14 protein-coding genes and 2 pseudogenes are annotated in these 20,893 nt (G+C 67.6%); 13 read left to right on the forward strand and 3 right to left on the reverse strand.

Annotated features, from left to right (window positions below; all coding sequences use genetic code 11):
* The first annotated feature begins 90 nt into the window (after positions 1 to 90).
* Genes eccA through eccE form a run of 11 tightly spaced genes read left to right on the forward strand, consistent with a single transcriptional unit; the run spans position 91 to position 14,621 of the window.
* Positions 91 to 1,908, forward strand: a complete 1,818-nt coding sequence (gene eccA, locus CEX87_RS11810; RefSeq protein WP_269845539.1) for a type VII secretion AAA-ATPase EccA — start codon at positions 91 to 93, stop codon at positions 1,906 to 1,908.
* On the forward strand, positions 1,905 to 3,470 hold the full coding sequence (gene eccB, locus CEX87_RS11815) for a type VII secretion protein EccB (RefSeq protein ID WP_064396050.1): 1,566 nt from the start codon (positions 1,905 to 1,907) through the stop codon (positions 3,468 to 3,470). The genes eccA and eccB overlap by 4 nt, the downstream gene beginning before the upstream one ends.
* Positions 3,470 to 7,444, forward strand: coding sequence for a type VII secretion protein EccCa (gene eccCa, locus CEX87_RS11820; RefSeq protein WP_094287237.1), 3,975 nt, complete (start codon positions 3,470 to 3,472; stop codon positions 7,442 to 7,444). Before eccB ends, eccCa begins: the two co-directional genes overlap by 1 nt.
* The gene (locus tag CEX87_RS11825; protein ID WP_064396045.1) at positions 7,444 to 7,752 is read left to right on the forward strand and encodes a PE family protein; all 309 of its coding nucleotides are present in this window, start codon (positions 7,444 to 7,446) and stop codon (positions 7,750 to 7,752) included. The genes eccCa and CEX87_RS11825 overlap by 1 nt, the downstream gene beginning before the upstream one ends.
* Positions 7,753 to 7,754: 2 nt before the next feature.
* Positions 7,755 to 9,320 (forward strand): PPE family protein, encoded by a 1,566-nt coding sequence (locus tag CEX87_RS11830; RefSeq protein ID WP_094287239.1) that lies wholly within the window; start codon positions 7,755 to 7,757, stop codon positions 9,318 to 9,320.
* A gap of 52 nt (positions 9,321 to 9,372) precedes the next feature.
* The gene (esxG, locus tag CEX87_RS11835) at positions 9,373 to 9,666 is read left to right on the forward strand and encodes a type VII secretion system protein EsxG (protein ID WP_064346865.1); all 294 of its coding nucleotides are present in this window, start codon (positions 9,373 to 9,375) and stop codon (positions 9,664 to 9,666) included.
* Positions 9,667 to 9,702: 36 nt separating this feature from the next.
* Positions 9,703 to 9,993, forward strand: a complete 291-nt coding sequence (locus CEX87_RS11840; RefSeq protein ID WP_064396041.1) for a WXG100 family type VII secretion target — start codon at positions 9,703 to 9,705, stop codon at positions 9,991 to 9,993.
* Between the two features lie 6 nt (positions 9,994 to 9,999).
* The gene (locus CEX87_RS11845) at positions 10,000 to 10,863 is read left to right on the forward strand and encodes an ESX secretion-associated protein EspG (RefSeq protein WP_094287241.1); all 864 of its coding nucleotides are present in this window, start codon (positions 10,000 to 10,002) and stop codon (positions 10,861 to 10,863) included.
* Positions 10,848 to 12,293, forward strand: coding sequence for a type VII secretion integral membrane protein EccD (eccD, locus tag CEX87_RS11850; RefSeq protein ID WP_269845540.1), 1,446 nt, complete (start codon positions 10,848 to 10,850; stop codon positions 12,291 to 12,293). The genes CEX87_RS11845 and eccD overlap by 16 nt, the downstream gene beginning before the upstream one ends.
* Before the next feature lie 10 nt (positions 12,294 to 12,303).
* A complete protein-coding gene (gene mycP / locus CEX87_RS11855; RefSeq protein WP_094287245.1) occupies positions 12,304 to 13,707 on the forward strand; it encodes a type VII secretion-associated serine protease mycosin in 1,404 nt (467 codons plus the stop codon).
* Positions 13,704 to 14,621, forward strand: coding sequence for a type VII secretion protein EccE (eccE, locus tag CEX87_RS11860; protein WP_094287247.1), 918 nt, complete (start codon positions 13,704 to 13,706; stop codon positions 14,619 to 14,621). The genes mycP and eccE overlap by 4 nt, the downstream gene beginning before the upstream one ends.
* Here eccE and CEX87_RS11865 read toward each other — a convergent pair.
* Positions 14,608 to 15,801, reverse strand: a complete 1,194-nt coding sequence (locus CEX87_RS11865) for an alpha/beta hydrolase family protein (RefSeq protein WP_094287249.1) — start codon at positions 15,799 to 15,801, stop codon at positions 14,608 to 14,610. The genes eccE and CEX87_RS11865 overlap by 14 nt on opposite strands.
* Positions 15,802 to 15,842: 41 nt before the next feature.
* Between CEX87_RS11865 and CEX87_RS11870 the strand changes: the two genes are divergently transcribed.
* Entirely contained in the window at positions 15,843 to 16,604 is a 762-nt protein-coding gene (locus CEX87_RS11870; protein WP_094287251.1) for a trans-aconitate 2-methyltransferase, read from the forward strand.
* A gap of 35 nt (positions 16,605 to 16,639) precedes the next feature.
* On the opposite strand, the pseudogene stf0 reads toward CEX87_RS11870, so the two are convergent.
* Together stf0 and CEX87_RS11880 are read right to left on the reverse strand one after the other, a co-directional pair.
* A pseudogene (gene stf0 / locus CEX87_RS11875) lies at positions 16,640 to 17,439 on the reverse strand (trehalose 2-sulfotransferase).
* A 65-nt stretch (positions 17,440 to 17,504) separates the two neighbouring features.
* Positions 17,505 to 18,870: pseudogene (locus CEX87_RS11880) on the reverse strand (sulfatase family protein).
* Positions 18,871 to 19,059: 189 nt separating this feature from the next.
* Between CEX87_RS11880 and CEX87_RS11885 the strand changes: the two are divergent.
* Positions 19,060 to 20,643: an HNH endonuclease signature motif containing protein gene (locus CEX87_RS11885; protein WP_094287253.1), complete on the forward strand. Its 1,584-nt coding sequence runs from the start codon at positions 19,060 to 19,062 to the stop codon at positions 20,641 to 20,643.
* Positions 20,644 to 20,893 lie beyond the last annotated feature (250 nt).

The following is a 20,893-nucleotide window of genomic DNA, read 5'->3' on the forward strand; positions in this document are numbered from 1 at the left end:
CGGACCCCGTGCGTCTGTACAAGTTAGCTTAGTCAATGCTAACTTCGGGCGGAAAGTTAGCCTGCCATAACTACGGGGAGATCACGGCGCGTGCCGCTACAGACCGATTTTGCTGCGACTTCGCGCGTCGACCACGACGTGGTGAGTCGGTTCGCCACGTGTTGCCGAGCCCTCGGGCTATCGGTGCACGACCGTCGACGCCCGCCGGATCCGGTCGCGGCCCGATCCGGGTTCACCGAACTCACCCGCATCGCTCGCGAACAATGCGATGCGTGGACCGGCCTGGCCGCGGCGGGCGACACCAGTGTCCGCGTGCTCGAGGCCATCTGGCAGACGGTCGCCACGGCGGGTGTGCTGCAGCGCCACGTACAGCTCGCCGAGGGCGACCTGGCATTCACCTACGACACCGGGCTCTACCTCAAGTTTTCGGCGTCGACACCCGACGACTTCCAACTGGCCTACGCGGTCACGCTGTGCGATGCGGGTGACTACGTAGGCGCCGACGAACTCGTCGAGCCGTTGATCACCCGACGCCCCAGCTGGCTGGACGCGCGGTGGGTGCGGATCGCGATGTACTACCGCGCCGAGCGCTGGTCGGATGTGGTCCGGCTGATCACTCCGATCGTCAACGACACGCGGCTGGACGAGACCTACGCACACGCGGCACGCGTCGCGCTCGGCACGTCGCTCGCCCGCCTGGGCATGTACGCACCCGCGCTGTCATACCTCGAGGACCCCTCCGGCCCAGTCGATGTCGCCGCGGTGGACGGCACGCTCGTCAAGGCGCTCTGCCTACGCGCGCAGGGCGAGGAGCTCGACGCGGCCGACGTGCTCGCCGAGCTCTACGCCGCGAACCCCGAAAACGAGCAGGTCGAGATCGCGCTGTCGGACACCTCCTACGGCATCCTGACCACTACGGCCGCGCGCATCGAGGGCCGCTCCGATCCGTGGGATCCCGCCACCGAGCCGAGCGAGTCCGAGTTCGTCGACCCCGGCGCCAAGGAGCGCAAGGCGCACCTGCTGCTCGAGGCCGAGGCCGAGCTCGCCGAGTTCATCGGCCTGGAAGAGGTCAAGTATCAGGTTGCGCGGCTGAAAAGTTCGGTCGCGATGGCGATCCGCCGCCAGGAGCGCGGCCTGACCGTGGCGCAGCGCACCAACCACCTGGTGTTCGCGGGCCCTCCCGGTACCGGCAAAACGACCATCGCGCGCGTCGTGGCCAAAATCTATTGCGGTCTGGGCATTCTTAAGAAGGAGACCGTCCGCGAGGTGCACCGAGCCGACCTGATCGGTCAGCACATCGGCGAGACCGAGGCCAAGACCAACGCGATCATCGACAGCGCGCTCGACGGTGTGTTGTTCCTCGACGAGGCCTATGCGCTGGTGTCGACCGGCGCCAAGAATGACTTCGGCCTGGTGGCGATCGATACGCTGCTGGCGCGCATGGAAAACGACCGCGAGCGGTTGGTCGTCATCGTTGCCGGTTACCGCAAGGATCTCGACGCATTCCTCGACACCAACGAGGGTCTGCGGTCCCGCTTCACTCGCAGCATCGAATTTCCCTCGTACACACCGCATGAACTCGTCGAGATCGCGGTGCGCATGGCCGAGAAGCGCGACAGTATCTTCGAACCGGCGGCGCTCGCCCACATGGAAAAGCTGTTCGGGCAATTGGCGGCGGCGACGACGCCGGACGCCACCGGCGTGGAGAGGCGCAACCTCGACATCGCCGGTAACGGCCGTTTCGTCCGCAACCTGGTCGAACGTTCCGAGGAGGAGCGCGAGTACCGACTCGATCATTCCGATAGCGAAGACTTCACAGATGACGAGCTGATGACCATTACCGATGAAGACGTCACCAAATCCGCCATTCCGCTGCTGCGTGGCCTCGGTTTGACGGTGCCCGAATGAGCACTCCGGACAATTCGGATCGCCGGGCGTTTGCCTCGCGCACCCCGGACAACGAGAACCCCGACCGGGTCGTGTACCGCCGCGGGTTTGTCACCCGTCATCAGGTGAGCGGATGGCGATTCATCATGCGGCGCATCGCATCCGGTGTCGCGCTACACGACACACGCATGCTCGTTGACCCGCTTCGTACCCAAGCCCGTTCGGTGCTCGTCGGCGCGCTGGTGCTGATCACCGTCATGGCTGGGTGTTTCGTGTTCTCGCTGATCCGGCCCGGCGGCGTCGCGGGCAACGACGCGATCCTTGCCGATCGCACCACCTCGGCCCTCTACGTTCGCCTCGGCGAGCAGCTGCACCCGGTGCTGAACCTGACGTCCGCGCGCCTGATCGCGGGCCGGCCGGACAACCCCTCGCAGGTCAAGACCAGCGAGATCGACCAGTTCCCCCGCGGCAATCTGATCGGTATCCCCGGTGCCCCCGAACGCATGGTGCAGAACACCACCAGTGACGCCGATTGGACGGTGTGCGACGGAGTTTCGGGACCGGCCGTCGGTGTCACGATGATCGCAGGCCCGCTGACCGACGGCGGCGAGCGCGCGAAACAGCTGTCCGACGACAAGGCGATCCTGGTCTCCACCCCGAGCGGTCCCAATGCGGGTACCTGGCTGCTGTGGAACGGCCGCCGAAGCGCGATCGACATGAACGACCGCGCGGTCACCAGCGCACTGGGGCTGGGTACCGCAGGCGCCGACACGCGGCCCGTCGCGCCCGGCTTGTTCAACGCGGTGCCCGAAGCTCCCGCGTTGATTCCGCCGGTCATTCCTGGCGCCGGTGAACCGCCGCGGTACCCGTTGCCGGTGCCCGCGCCGGTCGGTGCGGTGGTCACGGCCTACGCCACCGACAACACCCTGCGTCACTACGCGGTGCTCGGCGAAGGGCTGCAACCGATTTCACCGGTCATCGCCGCAATCATGCGTAATGCGAACTCGTACGGACTCGACCAGCCGCCGCGGTTGGGCGCCGACGACATCGCGCGTCTGCCCGTCGCGGACGTCATCGACACCGATGCCTATCCCGCCGAACCGATTTCGCTCGTCGACTCCGCCGATGCGCCGTTGACATGCGCGCAGTGGAAGCGCCCCGCCGATGCCACGAGCGCGACACTGAACCTGCGTTCCGGTGTCACGTTGCCGGTCTCCGATCAGCTGCGTCCCGTGCCGCTGGTCGGAGCGGGCTCGGGAACGACCGCAAACCAGGTGGTGCTGAATCCCGGGCGCGGCTACCTGGTCCAGACGGTCGGGCAGGACGGCGGGGGCGCGTCGACCTCACCCGTTGGCGGCGCAACCTTCTGGCTCAGCGATGTCGGGGTCCGCTACGGCCTCGACACCGACGGTGACGAGAACGCCATCGCCGCGCTGGGCCTCACCCCGCCTGCCCTACCGATTCCATGGTCGATGCTGAGCCAGTTCGCGCCCGGCCCGACGCTGTCGCGAGGCGACGCGTTGCTGGCCCACGACGCGCTGGCCGCCGACCCCCGCCCCGCTGTCGTGAGGGAGACGCCGTAATGAGTCGGCTCATATACGAGGCGCGCCGCCGCATCCCGGTGCCGACGACGCGCAAAGGCACCATCACGATCGAACCGCCGCCCGAGCTGCCGCGGGTGATTCCGCCGTCGCTGCTGCGGCGGGTGCTGCCCTTCCTGATCGTCATCCTGATCGTCGGCATGATCGTGGCGCTGTTCGCCACGGGAATGCGCCTGATCTCGCCGACGACGTTGTTCTTCCCGTTCGTCCTGCTGCTGGCCGCGACCGCGCTCTATCGCGGCACCGACAACAAGATGCGCACCGAGGAGGTCGACGCCGAGCGGGCCGACTATCTGCGCTACCTGTCGGTGGTCCGCGACAACGTGCGCGCGCATGCCGCCGAGCAGCGTGCGGCGCTGGAGTGGTCGCATCCGGATCCGGGCCTGCTCATCGACGTGCCCGGCACCCGCAGGCAGTGGGAGCGCGATCCGCACGACCCCGACTTCCTTGTGGTGCGCACCGGACTGCACGACGCGCCGCTGAACGCCTCGCTGCGGGTGAAGGACAGCGCCGACGAGGTCGACCTGGAACCGGTGTCGCACAGCGCGTTACGCGCGCTGCTCGATGTACAGCGGACGGTGCGGGCCGCCCCGACCGGAATCGACCTCGGCAAGGTCTCGCGTATCACGGTGCTCGGCGAGCCCGACGAGGTTCGCGGGGCGCTCCGCGCCTGGATCGCCCAGGCCGTCACCTGGCACGACCCCGCGGTGCTCGGCGTCGCACTGCTCGCACCGGACATCGAGAGCGACGACTGGTCATGGCTGAAGTGGCTACCGCACAACGACATTCCGGGCGCGGTCGACGGGGCCGGCCCCGCCCGCTACCTGTCGTCCGACATCGTTGAACTGCGCTCGCAGCTGGCCTCGGCGCTCGACGATCGGTCACCGTTCGGCAGCGACGACGACGACGAGGTCAAGCACCTGCTCATCGTCGTCGACGATCCCGACGTCGACACCACGGCGCTGGTCCCGCGCGGTGGTTTGGCCGGTGTGACCCTGGTGCAACGCGTCGCCGAGCCGCCGCACCGCGAGCAATACCCCGACCCGGAACGGCCGATCCTGCAGTTGACCGATGGGAAACTGCAGCGCTGGCAGTCGGCAGGCTGGCAACCGTACGTCGACGCCGCCGATCAACTCGATGTCGCCACCGCCCGGCATATCGCCCGCCGGTTGTCGAAGTGGGACTCGAACCCGAGCCACGCGCGCACCGGCAGCACCGGCGTCGCGACCTTCTCCACGCTGCTCGGCATTCCGGACGCCGCGGCGCTGGACGTGGCGAGCCTGTGGGCGCCGCGGGCGCGCGCCGACGAACTGCGGGTGCCCATCGGCGTCACCGCCACCGGTGAGCCGCTGATCTTCGACCTCAAGGACGAGGCCGAAGGCGGTATGGGTCCGCACGGCCTGATGATCGGCATGACCGGCTCGGGCAAGTCCCAGACGTTGATGTCGATCCTGTTGTCGCTGTTGACAACCCACTCCGCCGACCGGCTGATCGTGATCTACGCCGACTTCAAGGGTGAGGCCGGAGCCGATATCTTCCGGGACTTCCCTCAGGTGGTCGCCGTCATCTCGAACATGGCCGAGAAGCGTTCGCTCGCCGACCGGTTCGCCGACACGCTGCGCGGTGAGGTGGCACGACGCGAGCAACTTCTTATGGAGGCCGGCCGCCGGGTGCAGGGCAGTGCGTTCAACTCGGTGCTCGAGTACGAGGCGGCCATCGCGGCCGGTCACGACTTGCCGCCGCTGCCTACGCTGCTCGTCGTCGCCGACGAGTTCTCGCTGATGCTCTCCGACCATCCCGAGTACGCCGACCTGTTCGACTACGTTGCGCGCAAGGGCCGTTCGTTCCGCATCCACATCCTGTTCGCCTCGCAGACGCTGGATGTCGGCCGGATCAAGGACATCGACAAGAACACCTCGTACCGCATCGGGCTCAAGGTGGCCAGCCCGGCCATCAGCCGCCAGATCATCGGTGTGGAGGACGCGTTCCACATCGAGGCCGGCCCCGAGCACAAGGGCGAAGGATTCCTGGTGCCTGCGCCGGGTGCGATGCCGGTCAAGTTCCGCAGCACCTACGTCGACGGCATCTACGATCCGCCGCGAGCGGAGAGGTCCGTCGTGGTGCAGTCGGTTCCGGTGCCGCAGCCGTTCACCGCGGGGCACGTCGAAGCGCCTGCCGACACGGTCGTCGTGTCCGATCCCGCCGCTCACGAGGAGCGTCCGCCGCGCAAACTCGTCGCCACCATCGGCGATCAGCTGGCCCACTACGGTCCTAAGGCGCCTCCGCTGTGGCTGCCTCCGCTGGACGAGCCCATTCCGCTCGACGAACTGCTCGCCCGCGCGGACGTGGCCGAGCGCGAATGGCGTTGGCCGCTTGGCGAGATCGACCGCCCGTTCTCGATGCGGCGCGATCCGTTGATCTTCGACGCCAGGTCCGCCGGTGCCAACCTGCTGATCCACGGTGGGCCGAAGTCGGGCAAGACCACGGCGCTGCAGACCTTCATACTGTCGGCGGCAGCCCTGCACTCGCCGCGCGATGTGACGTTCTACTGCCTGGACTACGGCGGCGGTCAGTTGCGGTCGCTCGAAGACCTGGCCCACGTCGGCAGCGTCGCCTCTCCGCTGGAGCCCGAACGCATCCGGCGCACCTTCGGTGAGCTCGAGCAGTTGCTGCGTGCCCGCCAGGCGCGGGGGCACTCGGGTAACGGCCAGCGCGACGAGTATGGCGAGGTCTTTCTGGTTATCGACAACCTCTACGCGTTCAGCCGGGACAACACCGACACCTTCAACACTCGAAACCCGTTGCTGTCGAAGGTCACCGAGCTGGTGAACACCGGTATGTCCTACGGCATCCACGTCGTCATCACGACACCGAACTGGCTCGAGGTTCCGTTGGCCATGCGCGACGGTCTGGGCCTGCGCCTCGAACTGAAGCTGTCGGATCCGCGCGACAGCAATGTGCGGGTCACCGGTGCGCTGCGCCGGCCCGCCGAAGCGGTGCCCGCCGAGCAGCCGGGCCGCGGCCTGACCATGGCCGCCGAGCACTTCCTGTTCGCCGAGCCGGCGCTGCGCGACATCAGGGTGATCAACGCCCGCCACCGGGGTGTCACCGCGCCGCCGGTGCGGTTGTTGCCGCACGATCTCGCACCCGGTGTCGTGGCCCCGCTGTATCCGGCGCCGGAACAGGTCGTCATCGGCCAACGCGAGGAGGACCTCGCGTCCGTGGCGATGGCGTTCGACCAGAACCCGTTGTTGATGGTGTTCGGCGACGCCAAGTCGGGCAAGACAACGTTGCTGCGTCACGTGATTCGCACCATCCGGGAGAACTCCACCCCGGACCGCGTCGCGTTCACGGTGATCGACCGGCGTCTGCATCTGGTGGACGAGCCGCTGTTCCCGGACAACGAGTACACCCCGAACATCGACCGGATCACTCCGGCGATGCTCGGGCTCACCGCCCTGCTGGAGAAGCGCCGACCGCCTGCGGGCCTGTCACCGCAGGAGCTGAGCAGGTGGAAGTACCAGTCCGGCGAGGACGGCCACACCCACTACCTGATCATCGACGACGTCGACCAGATCCCGGATGCGCCGGCGGTCAGCGGGCCGTTCGTCGGGCAGCGGCCATTGACCGGCATCATCGGATTGCTGTCGCAGGCAAGCGAGCTGGGCCTTCGCGTCATCGTGACCGCACGGGCCACCGGTTCGGCACACGCCCTGATGACAGCACCCCTGCTGCGCAGGCTCAACGAGCTGCAGGCGGCGATCCTGATGCTGTCGGGCAACCCGCAGGACAGCGGAAAGATTCGGGGACATCGGTTCCGGCGTCTGCCTGCGGGCCGGGCGATGCTGCTGGACGATGGCGATGCCCCCACCTTCCTGCAACTGGTCAACCCGTTCGCAGACGCGGTGGCAGGACGCACAGGTAACAACGGCAACAGTGGAAGGGAGTTCAACTGATGACTCTTCGCGTCGTTCCCGAAGGCCTCGCCGCGGCGGCGTCCGCCGTCGAGGCGTTGACGGCCCGGTTGGCAGCGGCACACGCCGCCGCCGCCCCCGCGGTCACCGCCGTGATTCCGCCCGCCGTCGACGCGGTGTCGATCCAGACCGCCGTCAGCCTGAGCGCCCATGGAGCACAGCACAATTCGATGGCCGCCCTCGGGGTGGAGGAACTGGGCCGCTCCGGTCTCGGCGTCGGCCAGTCCGGTATCAGCTATGCCACCGGTGACGCTGCCGCCGCGGCGAGCTACCTGGTCGCCGGAGGCTGACCGTGACGGCTCCCATCTGGATGGCCCTCCCACCGGAGGTCCACTCGGCCATGCTGAGCAGCGGGCCCGGTCCCGGTTCGCTGCTGGCGGCGGCGGGGGCGTGGCAGGCGTTGGCGGCTGAATACTCCTCTGCGGCAGCAGAGTTGACCGCTGTCCTCGGTTCGGTGCAGGGCGGTGCGTGGGAAGGGCCGAGCGCCGCCCAGTATGCGGCCGCGCATACGCCGTACCTCGCCTGGCTGGCACAGGCCAGCGCGAACAGCGCGGCCGCCGCTGCGCAGCACGGGACCGCGGCTGCGGCGTACACCACCGCGGTGGCGACGATGCCGACGATGGCCGAGTTGGCGCTCAACAAGTCCACCCACGCCGTACTGCTCGCCACGAACTTCCTGGGCATCAACACGATTCCGATCGCGTTGAACGAGGCTGACTACGTCCGGATGTGGATCCAGGCCGCGACGACAATGGGCACTTATCAGGCGGTGTCGGGTGCCGCGGTGGCGGCCACGCCGGTCACGCCTCCCGCGCCGCTGTTGCTGGCGCCGGGCGTGGGCGAGGCGGGAGCCGCCGCGGCCGACGTCATGCAGGCCGGGGCGGCGGCCACCGCCGCCGACTCCGGCGGGGCACGGAACATCGCCGACTCCATCGCCGATCTGCTGCGCGAGATCATGAGGTTCTTCGAGGACTTCTTCGAATCGATCCTGAACTTCGCGCGTCAGTTTTTCGGCAACGTCCTGGATGTCCTCAGCGACTTCCTGAACGGCTTCTTCGGATGGCTCTTCAACCCGTCGTCGGGACTGATCCTGTTGTTCGTCCTCTACCAGGCGATCACGCAGCCGCTCGGATGGACCACGTGGTCATTGATCTTCAGCGCTCCGATCTGGCTGCCGCTGTTGATCGGCCTGATCGTCCAGTCGCAGACCCCGGAGCCGGTTCCGGCCGCCGCACCCGAGCCTGCGCCTGCTCCCGCGCCTGCACCCATCCGGTCCGTCGCCGAGCCGCGAGCCGAATCGCTTCCGCCGGTCGCCACCGTGGCGCCGACCGTTCCGGCGGCTCCGGCCGCTCCCGCGGCGTCGGTGGCCGCCGGTGCGGCGCCTGCGGGTGCCGCCCCAGCTGCGGCTGCGGCTCCGGTGGTGCCGTATGCGGTTGCCGGTCCAGACCCCGAAGATGGTGTCTCCCCGACGTTCCGCGAGGGCACCGGCTTGAAGGCGCCCGCATCGGACATGGCCGCGTCGGCCGCCGCCGCTGCCGCCGCATCGTCGCTGGCCAAACGCAAGGCCCGCCGCAAGCGGCCGCGGCCGATCCACCAACGCCAGTACGCCGACGCCTACATGGATTACGAACCCGACGAGCCCGAGGACGCGGCCCCACCGCGCGAAACGATCCGGCGTCCGCATGTCGCCGCATCGGAAAAAGGCGCGGGCGCAGTGGGTTTCACCGGCGCTGCGACCAAGTCGGAAGCCGAGGAGGCGAGCGGACTGACCGAACTCGCCGGCGACTCCTTCGGCGGTGGACCCACCGAACCCATGTTGCCCAGCGACTGGGAGCACAAGGGGGGAGAGAACGACTGAACCGAACTGACCAAAACTCATTCCGCCGAACCACAATCCGAAAGGAACATCCATGAGCCTCCTGGACGCTCACATCCCGCAGCTCGTGTCATCCGAGGCCGCGTTCTCGGCGAAGGCAGCCCTCATGCGTAGCACCATGGCGCAGGCCGAGCAGGCAGCGCAGTCGGCGCAGGCATTCCACATGGGCGAGTCCTCCGCGGCCTTCCAGGCAGCGCACGCGCGCTTCCTCGAGGTCTCCGCGAAGGTCAACATGCTGCTCGACATCGCGCAGGCCAACCTGGGCGACGCGGCGGGCACCTACGTGGCGCAGGACGCCGCGGCGGCCAGCACTTACACCGGTATCTGAACTTCGAACTGACCTAGACCGACAAGGGAGAACCAGATGTCTCAGATCATGTACAACTACCCGGCGATGCTGGCCCATTCGGGTGAGATGGCCGGATATTCGGGCGCACTGCATGCCGTCGGCGCTGACATCGCCAGCGAGCAGGCGGCTTTGGCCGGGGCCTGGCAGGGCGACACCGGTACGACCTATCAGGCGTGGCAGGCGCAGTGGAACCTTGCCCTCGAGGAACTGGTGCGCGCATACCGTGCGATGGCCGCCACCCACGAGCAGAACACCATGACGATGAGCGCCCGGGACCAGGCCGAAGGCGCCAAATGGGGTGGCTAACCGACGGTGGCAGTTAACGCAGTCGAGCTGACCGCGGAGCAGGCCTGGTTTGTCGCCGACGCGTCGGGGGCCGGCAACTACCCCTGGGTGCTGGCAATCACCCCGCCCTACAGCGACCACGCTGAGCGGGCGGAGTTCGAAGCCAGGCTGTCGGCCGAGCTGGTCGGGATGGGTGTGATGACCGCCGACGGTGTCGTCGAACCCCATGTCCGGCAATGGGTCACGACGACATGCCGGGCAAGGCGCTGGCTCGAACTCCGGTTCGTGCGCGGCTCGGGCAAGATGCTGCGCGGGCATGTTGCGCGCCGCGACGAGGACACCGTCGTCGCGCTGCGCGGCGGCGGCCTCGTGACGCTCAGCGCGTTGGAAGTGGACCATCCGCAGGCGTTGGTTCCCATCCTGACCGCCGGCCTGTCGGGGTGCCCGCCGGCCAGGTTCGACGAGTTCGCGATACCCGCGCGCATCGGCGCGCGCGCCGATGAACGGCTGCGAAACGGCGCGACGCTGGACGACGTGATCGAGTTCCTCGGCATCCCGCCGAGCGCACGCGCAGTCGTCGAAGCGGCCTACGCGACCGACCGCAGCTACGTGGAGATCGTGGCCGGCGACCACCGCGACGGTCACCGCGTGAGCACCGATGTCGGCGTCAGCGTCGTCGACACCCGCGAGGGCAGGGTGCTCGTCCATCCAGCGAAGGCGTTCGACGGCGAATGGGTCTCGACGTTCACGCCAGGCACGCCGATGGCGATCGCCACCGCGGTCGAGCGGCTCACCGCGACGCTGCCCGACGGGGCGTGGTTCCCCGACCTGAAATTGACCCGAGACTTCGACTCCAACCAGAGAACGGAACACCAATGGCAGACAGTTTGAGCGGCGCGGCAGCGTCTTTGGCGGACCCGGCCCCGTCCCGGTCGATGCCGATCGTTCGCGTCGCAGTGCTCGCCGCGGGCGAGGCGGGCGGTCGAGTCACGGACATGGCGTTGCCGACCGAGCTCCCACTGCGCGAGATCCTGCCCGCAGTACGACGGATGGCGATGCCCGCCGACGAGGAGTACGGCGACGCCACCCCGGTGGTGCTGTCGCTGGCGCCGGTCGGCGGTGCGCCGTTCAGCCTCGACGCGACACTGGACACCGTCGGTGTCGTCGACGGTGATCTCCTGGCGCTGCAACCGCTTCCGGCCGGTCCAGCTGCGCCGCGGATCGTCGAGGACATCGGCGACGCGGCCGTCATCTTCTCCGCCGCCCGCGAGAAGCCGTGGGGTGCGGCACATATCGCGCGGGGCGCGGCCGGGGCGGTGATCGCGCTGATCGTGATCGCCACCGCCTTTGCCGCGGCGCACAACGAAATCGTCGGCGGCTTCGCCGGTCTCGCCGTGGCCAGCGGTGCGGCGGCGCTCACGGTGCTGGCCGCCCTGCTCACCTGGGGCCGTTCACCCCGGCTCGGCACGGCGTTGGCCGTGACGGCGCTTGCGCCGATCGCCGTGGCTCTCGCGCTCGGAGTGCCCGGCGACTTCGGGCCGTCACACGTGCTGCTCGCCGCCGCTGGCGTGACGGCCTGGTCGATCGTCAGCATCGTTGTCGCCCAACGGGCCATCGCGGTCTTCACAACGTCCACCGTCATCGGTACCGGTGCACTGATCACTGCGGGCGCCGCGACGATCTGGCACCTGAACCACCTCGTCGTCGGATCCCTGCTCGTGGTGCTCGCGCTCGTGGTCACCGTCCAGGCGGCCCAACTCTCCGCCCTATGGGCGCGGCTGCCGATGCCGGTCATCCCCGCTCCCGGTGACCCGACCCCGGCGCCGCACCCGATGAAGGTGCTCGCCGATCTGCCGCGCCGCGTTCGGATCAGCGATTCGCACCAGACCGGCTTCATCGCAGGCGGTGTACTGCTGTCCACCGCGGGGGCGTTGACACTGGCTGCACCGCAAGGAGTTTCGCCGTGGGCATGGTACGTCGTGGCCGCGGTGGCGCTCGGATCGGTGCTGCGGGCCCGCGTGTGGGACTCGGCGCCGTGCAAGGCGTGGCTGCTGAGCCAGCCGTTCCTGCTGGCGATCTCGTTCATGGTCGTGTTCAGCGTCGACGACCGCATCGGATCGGCATGGTGGGCGCTGCTGGCGCTCGCCGGCTTGGCGGTGGTCTGGGTGATCGTCGCGACGTTCCCGCGGGTCGCCTCGCCGGACACCTACTCGCTACCGATGCGTCGCATCGTCGGGTTCCTGGCCTCCGGTATCGACGCGTCGCTGATCCCGGTGCTGGCCTATCTCGTCGGACTGTTCGCCTGGGTGCTCAACCGATGAGGCATCGGTGATGCGCGACCGGTTGCGCACTGTGGTCGCGGCCACGGCGGCGATGGCCGTCGTGGCGGTGAGTTCTCCGGTCGCGCAGGCGATGACGCCACCCCAGGTGGATCCGGCTGTGCGGCCTCCGTCGGGCGCCGCCGGGCCCGTGCAGCCGCAGTCGCAACGCGGGCCGTGCGTCAGCGCTGGTGTGTTGCCCGGTAGCGACCCCGGTGTGCCGAGCTCCAATCAGACGTTGCTCAACCTCGATGGCGCATGGGAGTACAGCCGCGGCGACGGCCAACTCGTGGCGGTCATCGACACCGGCGTCACGCCGGGACCTCGGCTGCCGAACGTGGAACCCGGCGGGGATTTCGTCGAGTCGACCGATGGGCTCAGTGACTGCGATGGCCACGGGACGCTGGTGGCAGGGCTGATCGCGGGACAGCCGGGGGCCGACGGATTCTCCGGGGTGGCGCCAGGTGCTCGTGTGCTCGCGATCCGGTCGACGTCGTCGCGGTTCTCCCCGCGCGAGATCGGCGAGAATCCGGCGACGGCACAGGTCGCACTCGACGTGGCGACCCTGGCCCGTGCGGTTGTCCGCGCGGCTGACCTGGGTGCGAGAGTCATCAACATCTCCGCCGTCACCTGTCTGCCCGCAACGGAGAACGTCGACCAGAACGAACTCGGTGCCGCGCTGCGCTACGCCGCCGTGGAAAAGGACGCGGTGATCGTCGCTGCCGCGGGCAACAACAAGATGGGGTTGAACCCGGGGTCGGCATGTCCGTCCAACCCGCTGTCGGATCCCAGCCGCCCGGAGGACCCTCGTAACTGGGCAGGTGTGACGTCGGTGTCGATACCGTCGTCCTGGCAGCCCTATGTGCTTTCGGTCGGTTCACTCGACAGCGCCGGGCGTCCATCGGATTTCACGATGGCGGGACCGTGGGTGGGGATAGCCGCGCCCGGGCAGGACATCGTCTCGGTGGGTAACGGCGAAGGCGGCGCACTCGCCAACGGGCTACCCGACGAGCGGGGCCGGTTGTATCCGCTGAACGGTACGAGTTTCGCGGCCGCATATGTATCCGGCGTTGCGGCCCTGGTACGCAGTCGTTTTCCCGAGCTGACCGCCGAACAGATCAGGGACCGGCTCACGGCCGGTGCACAGGGTGCGGCGCGAGCACCGTCGAACCTGACCGGTGCCGGACTCGTCGATCCGGTCGCCGCGCTGACGTGGGATGTGACAGCGGCCGTCGCCGGGAACGGTGAGCCGGAGCCCCAGCCCGTCGCCGCACCGCCGCGACCGGCCGCCCCCGACGAGACCCCGAAGGTGGTCGCGTTCGTGGGAACCGGTGTGCTGGCGCTGATCGCTGCCGTCACGGCCGCGGTCGCGGTCCACCGGCGAAGGAACCTAGACAACCAAGCGGAGGCATCGTGACCGTTCGAATTGCGCTGGCGTCGTTGGCCGTCGTCCTGGCGGCAATGGCATACCCGTGGGAGACGACCACGGATTGGTGGATCTTCGGGATCGCGCTCGCCGTGGTCGTCGTCGTGTTCGCATGGTGGCGGGGCCAGTTCGTCACAACCATGATCGGCCGGCGGTTGGCGGTACTTCACCGCAACCACTCCAAGCCGAGGCCGCAGAGTCCGAAGCAGGCCACGGTGGTGTTGCGGGTCGACGACCCGTCGGGATTCGGTGTGCCGCTGCCACTGGTGGCGGGCTACGTCGAAAGGTTCGGCGTCCGTGGCGAGAAGGTTCGCGTGACGAACCGCGATTCCGCTGGTGTTCGTACCACGTGGATCAGCATGACCCTGGACGCCGAGTCGAATCTGGTTGCTCTGCAGGCACGTTCACCTGAGCTGCCGCTGCGCGAGACTGCCGAGATCGCCGGCCGTCGCCTCGCCGATCACCTACGGGAGGCGGGCCTCGATGCGGCGCCCGTCGACGACGCGGATGCACCGTTGATCGGAAAGGGCCGCGAGAAGTGGCGCGGTGTCCAAGACGAAGGCGGATTCGTCTCGGCCTACGGGATTCCCGTCGACGAGCGGTTGGGTGAACGCCTCGACGAGGTGTGGTCTCAATCGTCTGAGACATGGACGGCCGTCGAGTTCAGTGGTTCGGCCGCGCACCCGACTGTCGCGGCGGTGTGTGCGTTTCGCACGCCCGATCCCGTACGCGGGGCGCCCGTGTCGGGTCTGACACCGCATCGCGGAGTCCAGGGACCGTTGCTCCGGGCGTTGGATCCCAAGGCCGTTGGCAGGCTGGACGTTCCGGCTAAGCCGGTTGCCGTCGATCTGCTGGCGCGGATCGACTGGCTGGCCGGATATCAGGCCGAACTCAGTCGAACATGAATCCCTTCATGAAGCGGGTCATCCTGCGCAGGTAGTCAGGCTGGCTGACATGCAGGATGTGGTTGCCCGGGAACCAGTGGAACGCGCAGCGGTCCCAGTGCTCCCACAGCATCTCGGCCTGTTCCGGCGGCGCCAGCCGGTCACCGAGACCCGTGATGATCAACCGGCGGTCCTTGGGAACCAGCGGGGTGTAGTTCAGCGGTGAGGAGAACAGGGTGGCGCCGCCGGTGAGTTCCGCGTCGGTGCCCGTCAGTAGGTTGCGCAGTCCCACGACTTTGTTGGCGGGGAACCATTCGTCCACCGTCTGATCGGGGGCGACGACAGGGACATTGGGGATCACGGCCTGGATCCGGTCGTCGACCGCTGCGATGAGCGCTGACGTGTACCCGCCGAGCGACATGCCGGTCAGCGCGATGCGGTCGACGCCGGTGAACTCCAGATAGTCGAGGACCGAACGGAAGTCGTGCACCGCCTGGGCCATCGCCTCGGCGAAGCCCGAGAACCCGTTGGCGAAGAACCCGTAGCCGCTGAACGGGGAGCCCTTCTCGGCACGCGGACCGTGAAAGGGCATCGTGTACAGCAGGACGTCGTAACCCGACCGGAAGAACCACGGCAGTGAGAAGAACAAGCCGTTGAACAGATACGGCGAACCCATGAATCCATGGATCAGGCACAGGGTGGGGTGCGGCCCGTCATCGTGTCGCCAGTGCTGGGCGTGTACGACGTTGTTGCGTTCGAATCCGCGGCACTGGGTGCGCAAGTCAGGGTTGATCGCCTCGAAGCTGCTGTCGAAACGGATGTTCTGAACCTGACCCTTCGCGATCCATTCGGCCAGCGGGTTGGCTGCTCGCGATGCGACCCGGGGCGGCGAAGTGGGCGCGGGAAACGATTGCGCGGGATCCTTGGCCGAGGCCAGTTCGGCGTAGAACTGCAGCTGTTCGCGTTCGGCGCGTGACTGAGACCGGCTCAAGCCGCCGGCCAGCGTCGGCAGCATCGTCGTCGCGAGCAGCGATGCGATTGCAGTGCGCAATGCGAGATCGGCCACGGCTGACGAGTCGACGATGAACCGCTGGCGCAGCGTCAGGTCGGCGCGTCGTGGCAGCCCTGTGCTGGCATCTGCACCGGGGACATCGGGAACGGGAATCGGCGGATCGACCGGGTTGGCCTCCGTTTGGCTCACTTCCGCATGGTATCCCGATTGGGCGGTGTCAAACTGTCAGCATGTGGAACCCCGACGCATATCTGGCGTTCGCCGACGAGCGCGGGCGTCCATACTTCGACCTGTTGTCGCGGGTCGCAGCCGACGCCCCGCGGCGGGTTGCGGATCTAGGTTGTGGGCCGGGCAATCTGACGGCATCGTTGGCCCAGCGTTGGCCGCAGGCACGGATAGAGGCGTTAGACAGCTCGCCGGAAATGGTGCGGGCCGCGCGGGACAGAGGAATCAACGCGAACGTCGGTGACATCGGCGATTGGGTGCCGAAACCCGATACCGACGTCGTGATCAGCAATGCCACCCTGCACTGGGTGCCCGACCATCCACGCTTACTCGTCAGGTGGGCCGAACAGTTGCCGGCAAGGTCGTGGATCGCGATGCAGGTACCGGGGAACTTCGAGGCACCGTCACATCGCACGGTGGGAGAACTCGTCCGGCGTTACCGATGGGCAGAACGACTGAACGACTTCCCGTTTCGGGAGTCACCGGTGAACGATCCGGTCGAGTACGCAGACCTGCTAGCCGACGCCGGTTGCACGGTCGACGCGTGGGAGACCACCTACGTACACGTGTTGACCGGCGAGGATCCGGTGCTGAACTGGATCGAGGGAACGGCACTACGCCCAGTGCGCAGCAGGCTCACCGACGCCGAGTGGGAGGAGTTCCGCACGGAGTTGATCCCGCTGCTGGACACGGCGTATCCGAGGCGGAAGGACGGTATGACGTTCTTCCCGTTTCGGCGTATTTTCGTGGTGGCCCAGGTGAACTGAGTCTCTCGCGGCTCAACGATGCAGGGTGTTGTCCCTCATGTGGGAAGCCCGTCTTTCTCTGCGTCCGCTCGGTACCGGTCGACCCACGCGTCGGAGCGCTGGTCGGACTGTCGTTCAAAGACCGGTTCGGGCGCGAGCCGTCGGCCCTGTCCGAGCGCTTCGAGGACATCGCCGACAATCTGTGAAAGATTGCGCCACAACACCGGATACGCCACCTCCATCGGAGCAATCCCTTCCTCGTCGAACCAAGTGCGCCAACCTTCCTCCTGGGCGCGCAACATCGTCACGATGTGGGCGATCGCTCCCGCGTGGTATTCGGCGCGCGCATCGCGCGCTGGGTCGGGTCGGCCACGCCATACCCGGGTCTGCACCGCCCGCCAGAACGAAACAGCCTGTGAGACAACGTCAGGTCGGAAGACATGAATGAGGAGCGGGTCACCACCGATGACATCGTGGATGGCTGACAAGAGGCCCGTACCGGAGCGGTCGGACAGTCCGCTGGCCCGATCGAGCAGCAGCGGAGTCTGATTCCACATCAGCTTTCCGCCCCAGATGCCGTTGGGGGTGCGGCCGACAGTGCGGATGTAGTCGCGCCATATCTCCGGTGGAGCGAGGTCGGGCTTGCCCTCGTCAAGCGGATCGAGGAGGCGCAGGATCGACTCGTCGGCCACACCGTCGAACCACTGCCTGGGCTGTGGCGACTGGCTGGTGCTGGGCAGGTACTGGAAGAACTCGCCGGGCTCTCCGGCGACACCCGTCGCGCGCGAGATTCCACAAGCAGCGTGCTGCCGCTGCGTTGGGAGGCCAGGACGAGATAGGCCGTCGGAGCCGACATGGGCGAAGCTTACCCAGACCGCAATGATCCGACACGACATGCGTTTTCGCTCAGGGTGAGCGAAATCATTGGTCGCTGTGGTCGACCGTGACGCCGCGTTCGGACGCGATTGCGGACCGGCTCGGCTGGCGTTGGATACGCAGATACGTTTCGGTGTAGCGCTCCGATATCCGGGAGCCCGCGAACTCTGAGGGGATCACGTCGCTGGTCTTCACGCGCCATTCGTTGAGCAGTAGCGCGAGATCGTCGGCGACGGACTTTGCTTCGGCCGAGACGTTTTGGACTAGAAGGTTGTTCGACTCGTTGGGGTCGGCGCGCAGGTCGTAGAGCTCTCGTTGTGGTCGCTGCGCTCGGGTGAGGGGCGCGATGATGCGTCCGGGCGCGCTGTCGGCGATATCCAACGGTAGGTCGAGGAGCGGACGTGACGCGTAATTCTCGATGTAGCTGTATTCCTTGGTGCGGATCGCGCGGATCGGGTCGAATGAGTCGTGGTAGGTCTTCGTGGTGTACACCTCGGTGCGAACAGGCGGCTCGGGGGAGGCCAGTAGACCGGCGTTGTGGGAGAGACCCTCGACATCGGCCGGTACCTCGACACTGAGGAGGTCGAGCAGTGTGGGAAGCAGGTCCACACCGCTGAACAACTCGTCGTACACCTTCGGCGGGATGTTCGCGTCGCGTGGCGGGCGCAGCATCATCGCAATGCCGGTGCCCGCGTCGTACAGCGTCGACTTGGCGCGGGGGAGTGCTGGGCCGTGGTCGGTCATGAACACCACCCATGTGGTGCGGTCGAGGCCGGTCGCTTCAAGGGTGTCGAGCAGTCGGCCGACCGCAGCGTCGGCCACCGTGATCGACCCGTAGAACTCGGCGAGATCCTGTCGGACTTCCGCGGGTGTCGGGCAGATACTCGGGGACGTCGACGGTTCTGGCATCGGCTGGTTCATACCTGTCGCGCGGGTACGGTCGATGCGTCTCGAAGAAGCCCGCTGTCAACAGGAACGGCTTATCCGGCGGGTCGGTGAGCCACCGCGTCGCCTGTCCGATAACGTATTCACAGTATGAGTTCGAGACGTCGAACTCATCGAAGCCGAGCTTGGCAGGGTATGAGGTTTCGTGTTGCATACCGAACAAGGCGGTATGCCAACCTGATTCGGACAGAATCTGCGGCAGTGTACGGACACCCGCGCGGTATTCCCATCCGTGGTGGGCAAGGCCGACGAGACCGTTGCTCTGGGGGTAGCGGCCGGTGAACAAGGAACCCCGCGATGGCGAGCAGAGCGGCGCAGTCGCGTGCGCGCGGGTGAACAGAATGCCTTCGGCGGCGAATTCGTCGAGACGAGGACTCGACACGTCGAGGTGACCGTACGCGCCGAGATAGCGGCCGAGGTCGTGCCAGTGAACGATCAGCACGTTGTCTCGGCGCCGGTCTGTCACGTCCCATCCTTTCGTCGTCGACGTCCCCACTTCAACGTGTGGGGGCCGATCGGGCAAGCCTTCGACTCGATCGGCACGTTATCCACAAGCGTCCAGTTGCCGATGGGCGGGTTATCCCCAAGTCGAGATTCATCCACAGATGGGGCATGACCGCTGTTTGCGTGACGTGCGGGTCGATAGTTTCGAAATGTGTTCGATGAGTTGGTGGCAGCGGCCGATGGCGCCCGGGGTGCGGGTGCGATCGGGGTGTGGGCGCGGGTGGAAAACGCCGCCTGCGCGCTCCGGCTGGCCGCGGCCGCCGAGGTGCTCGAGCGCCTGATCAGTGAGGCAGGGGCGGTGGATCGCGAACAGTGGTGCATCGACAACTGGACGATTGCGGCCGCCGAGGTCGCCGCCGCCCAAGGCGTCTCTTTGGGGGTGGCCTCCCACCAGCTGCTGCTCGCCGACGACCTACGCCGGCGCCTTCCGCGTGTGGCCGAGGTGTTCGCCACCGGGGCCATCACCTACCGCACGGTGGCCGCAGTGGCCCATCGCAGCCGCTTGGTGCGCGATGCGGCCGCCCTGGCCAAACTCGACACCGACCTGGCCACCCACCTCAACGGGTGGGGCACCCTGTCGACTGAGAAGCTGCACACCGCCATCGACACCTGCGTGGACCGCTATGACCCCGCCGCGGTACGGCGCACCGAATACGCCGCGCGCGGACGCCACGTCGACATCCACGACCCCGCCGACGGATCAGGCACCGCCACCATCGATGGCATCCTGTTGGCCACCGACGCCGAGGCCCTGGACACACGCCTGGAGGCCATGGCCGCCGCGGTGTGTGCCCACGACCCGCGCACCGCCGAACAACGCCGCTCTGACGCCCTGGGCGCCATCGGCCACGGCGCTGACCGCCTGGCGTGCGCGTGCGGGCGAGCTGACTGCGACGCGGCGGCGCCCACCGCCAGCGCGGTGCTCATCCACCTGATCGCCCGCGAGGAGTCGCTGGGCGATGACACCCCGGCTCAGTTGGACGGGCATGTGCTCGCCAGCCAAGAGCAGCCGCCGGCCGGGCCGGCTGCGACCGATCCGGGCTACCTGATGGGTAAGGGCCTGATACCGGCCCCACTGTTGGCCAGCAAGCTGGCCGCCACCGCGACCCTCCAACCCGTGGTCCATCCCGGGCAGGCGGGCCCCGAACCGCGCTACCGCCCTTCAGCCAAGTTGGCGTGGTTCGTGCGCTGCCGCGACATGACGTGTCGGTTCCCCGGCTGTGACGTGGCGGCCACCGAGTGCGATATCGACCACACCGTGGCCTATCCCGCCGGGCCCACCCAGGCCGCCAACCTCAAATGTTTGTGCCGCCAACATCACTTGTTGAAAACCTTCGCCGGCTGGCGCGACAAGCAATACCCCGACGGCCGAATCGAGTGGACCTCACGCGAGGGACAGACCTACACCACCCACCCCGGCAGCCGACTGCTGTTTCCCCAACTGTGCCGACCCACCGCACCGGCGGTCATCGACCACACCCTCGACACCGAGCACGACAGCGTCGCCGACCAGGCGCGCACCCTGAAAATACCGCGCCGCAAACAAACCCGCACCCAAGCCCGCGACAAAGCCATCACCGACGAACGCCAACACAACGAGGCCGTCCTGCAAGCCGAAGCAGAGCAACGCGCACACGCGCGGAAACAGGGTGCGGGGTCCGAAACCGCCTGTGGTGAGGACTATTTTCCGTCCCGACCGCGACCACCAGACGACGACGACCCGCCGCCGTTCTAACGTTCTTACGCGGATGCGACTGCGGACAGCCGCCATTCCCCGGGCACGCCTTTGAGTCGATGCGCACCACGGTCCTCGAACTCGAGCCCTGATCCGATCACCAGGTCGCGCAGCGTGCTGGACTGAACCGCCCTGGTTCTGCCGGAGGCTCGATCTATTGGATTGCGACCAGGGGCTGGTCGCTCCGTTGGGCATCGTAGAACGTGGCCTCGAACTCGGTCGGAGGGACGTCGTCGAGGTAGCTGTGTAG

The sequence above is a fragment of the Mycobacterium lehmannii genome (genome assembly GCF_002245535.1).
GTDB lineage: Bacteria > Actinomycetota > Actinomycetes > Mycobacteriales > Mycobacteriaceae > Mycobacterium > Mycobacterium lehmannii.

What these genes read in the sequence shown, in the direction of transcription:
- eccD (WP_269845540.1), top strand. Translation starts at nt 10,848, where the DNA reads ATGGCAGACAGTTTGAGCGGCGCGGCAGCGTCTTTGGCGGACCCGGCC.
- mycP (WP_094287245.1), top strand. Translation starts at nt 12,304, where the DNA reads ATGCGCGACCGGTTGCGCACTGTGGTCGCGGCCACGGCGGCGATGGCC.
- CEX87_RS11825 (WP_064396045.1), top strand. Translation starts at nt 7,444, where the DNA reads ATGACTCTTCGCGTCGTTCCCGAAGGCCTCGCCGCGGCGGCGTCCGCC.
- CEX87_RS11870 (WP_094287251.1), top strand. Translation starts at nt 15,843, where the DNA reads ATGTGGAACCCCGACGCATATCTGGCGTTCGCCGACGAGCGCGGGCGT.
- eccB (WP_064396050.1), top strand. Translation starts at nt 1,905, where the DNA reads ATGAGCACTCCGGACAATTCGGATCGCCGGGCGTTTGCCTCGCGCACC.
- eccCa (WP_094287237.1), top strand. Translation starts at nt 3,470, where the DNA reads ATGAGTCGGCTCATATACGAGGCGCGCCGCCGCATCCCGGTGCCGACG.
- esxG (WP_064346865.1), top strand. Translation starts at nt 9,373, where the DNA reads ATGAGCCTCCTGGACGCTCACATCCCGCAGCTCGTGTCATCCGAGGCC.
- CEX87_RS11840 (WP_064396041.1), top strand. Translation starts at nt 9,703, where the DNA reads ATGTCTCAGATCATGTACAACTACCCGGCGATGCTGGCCCATTCGGGT.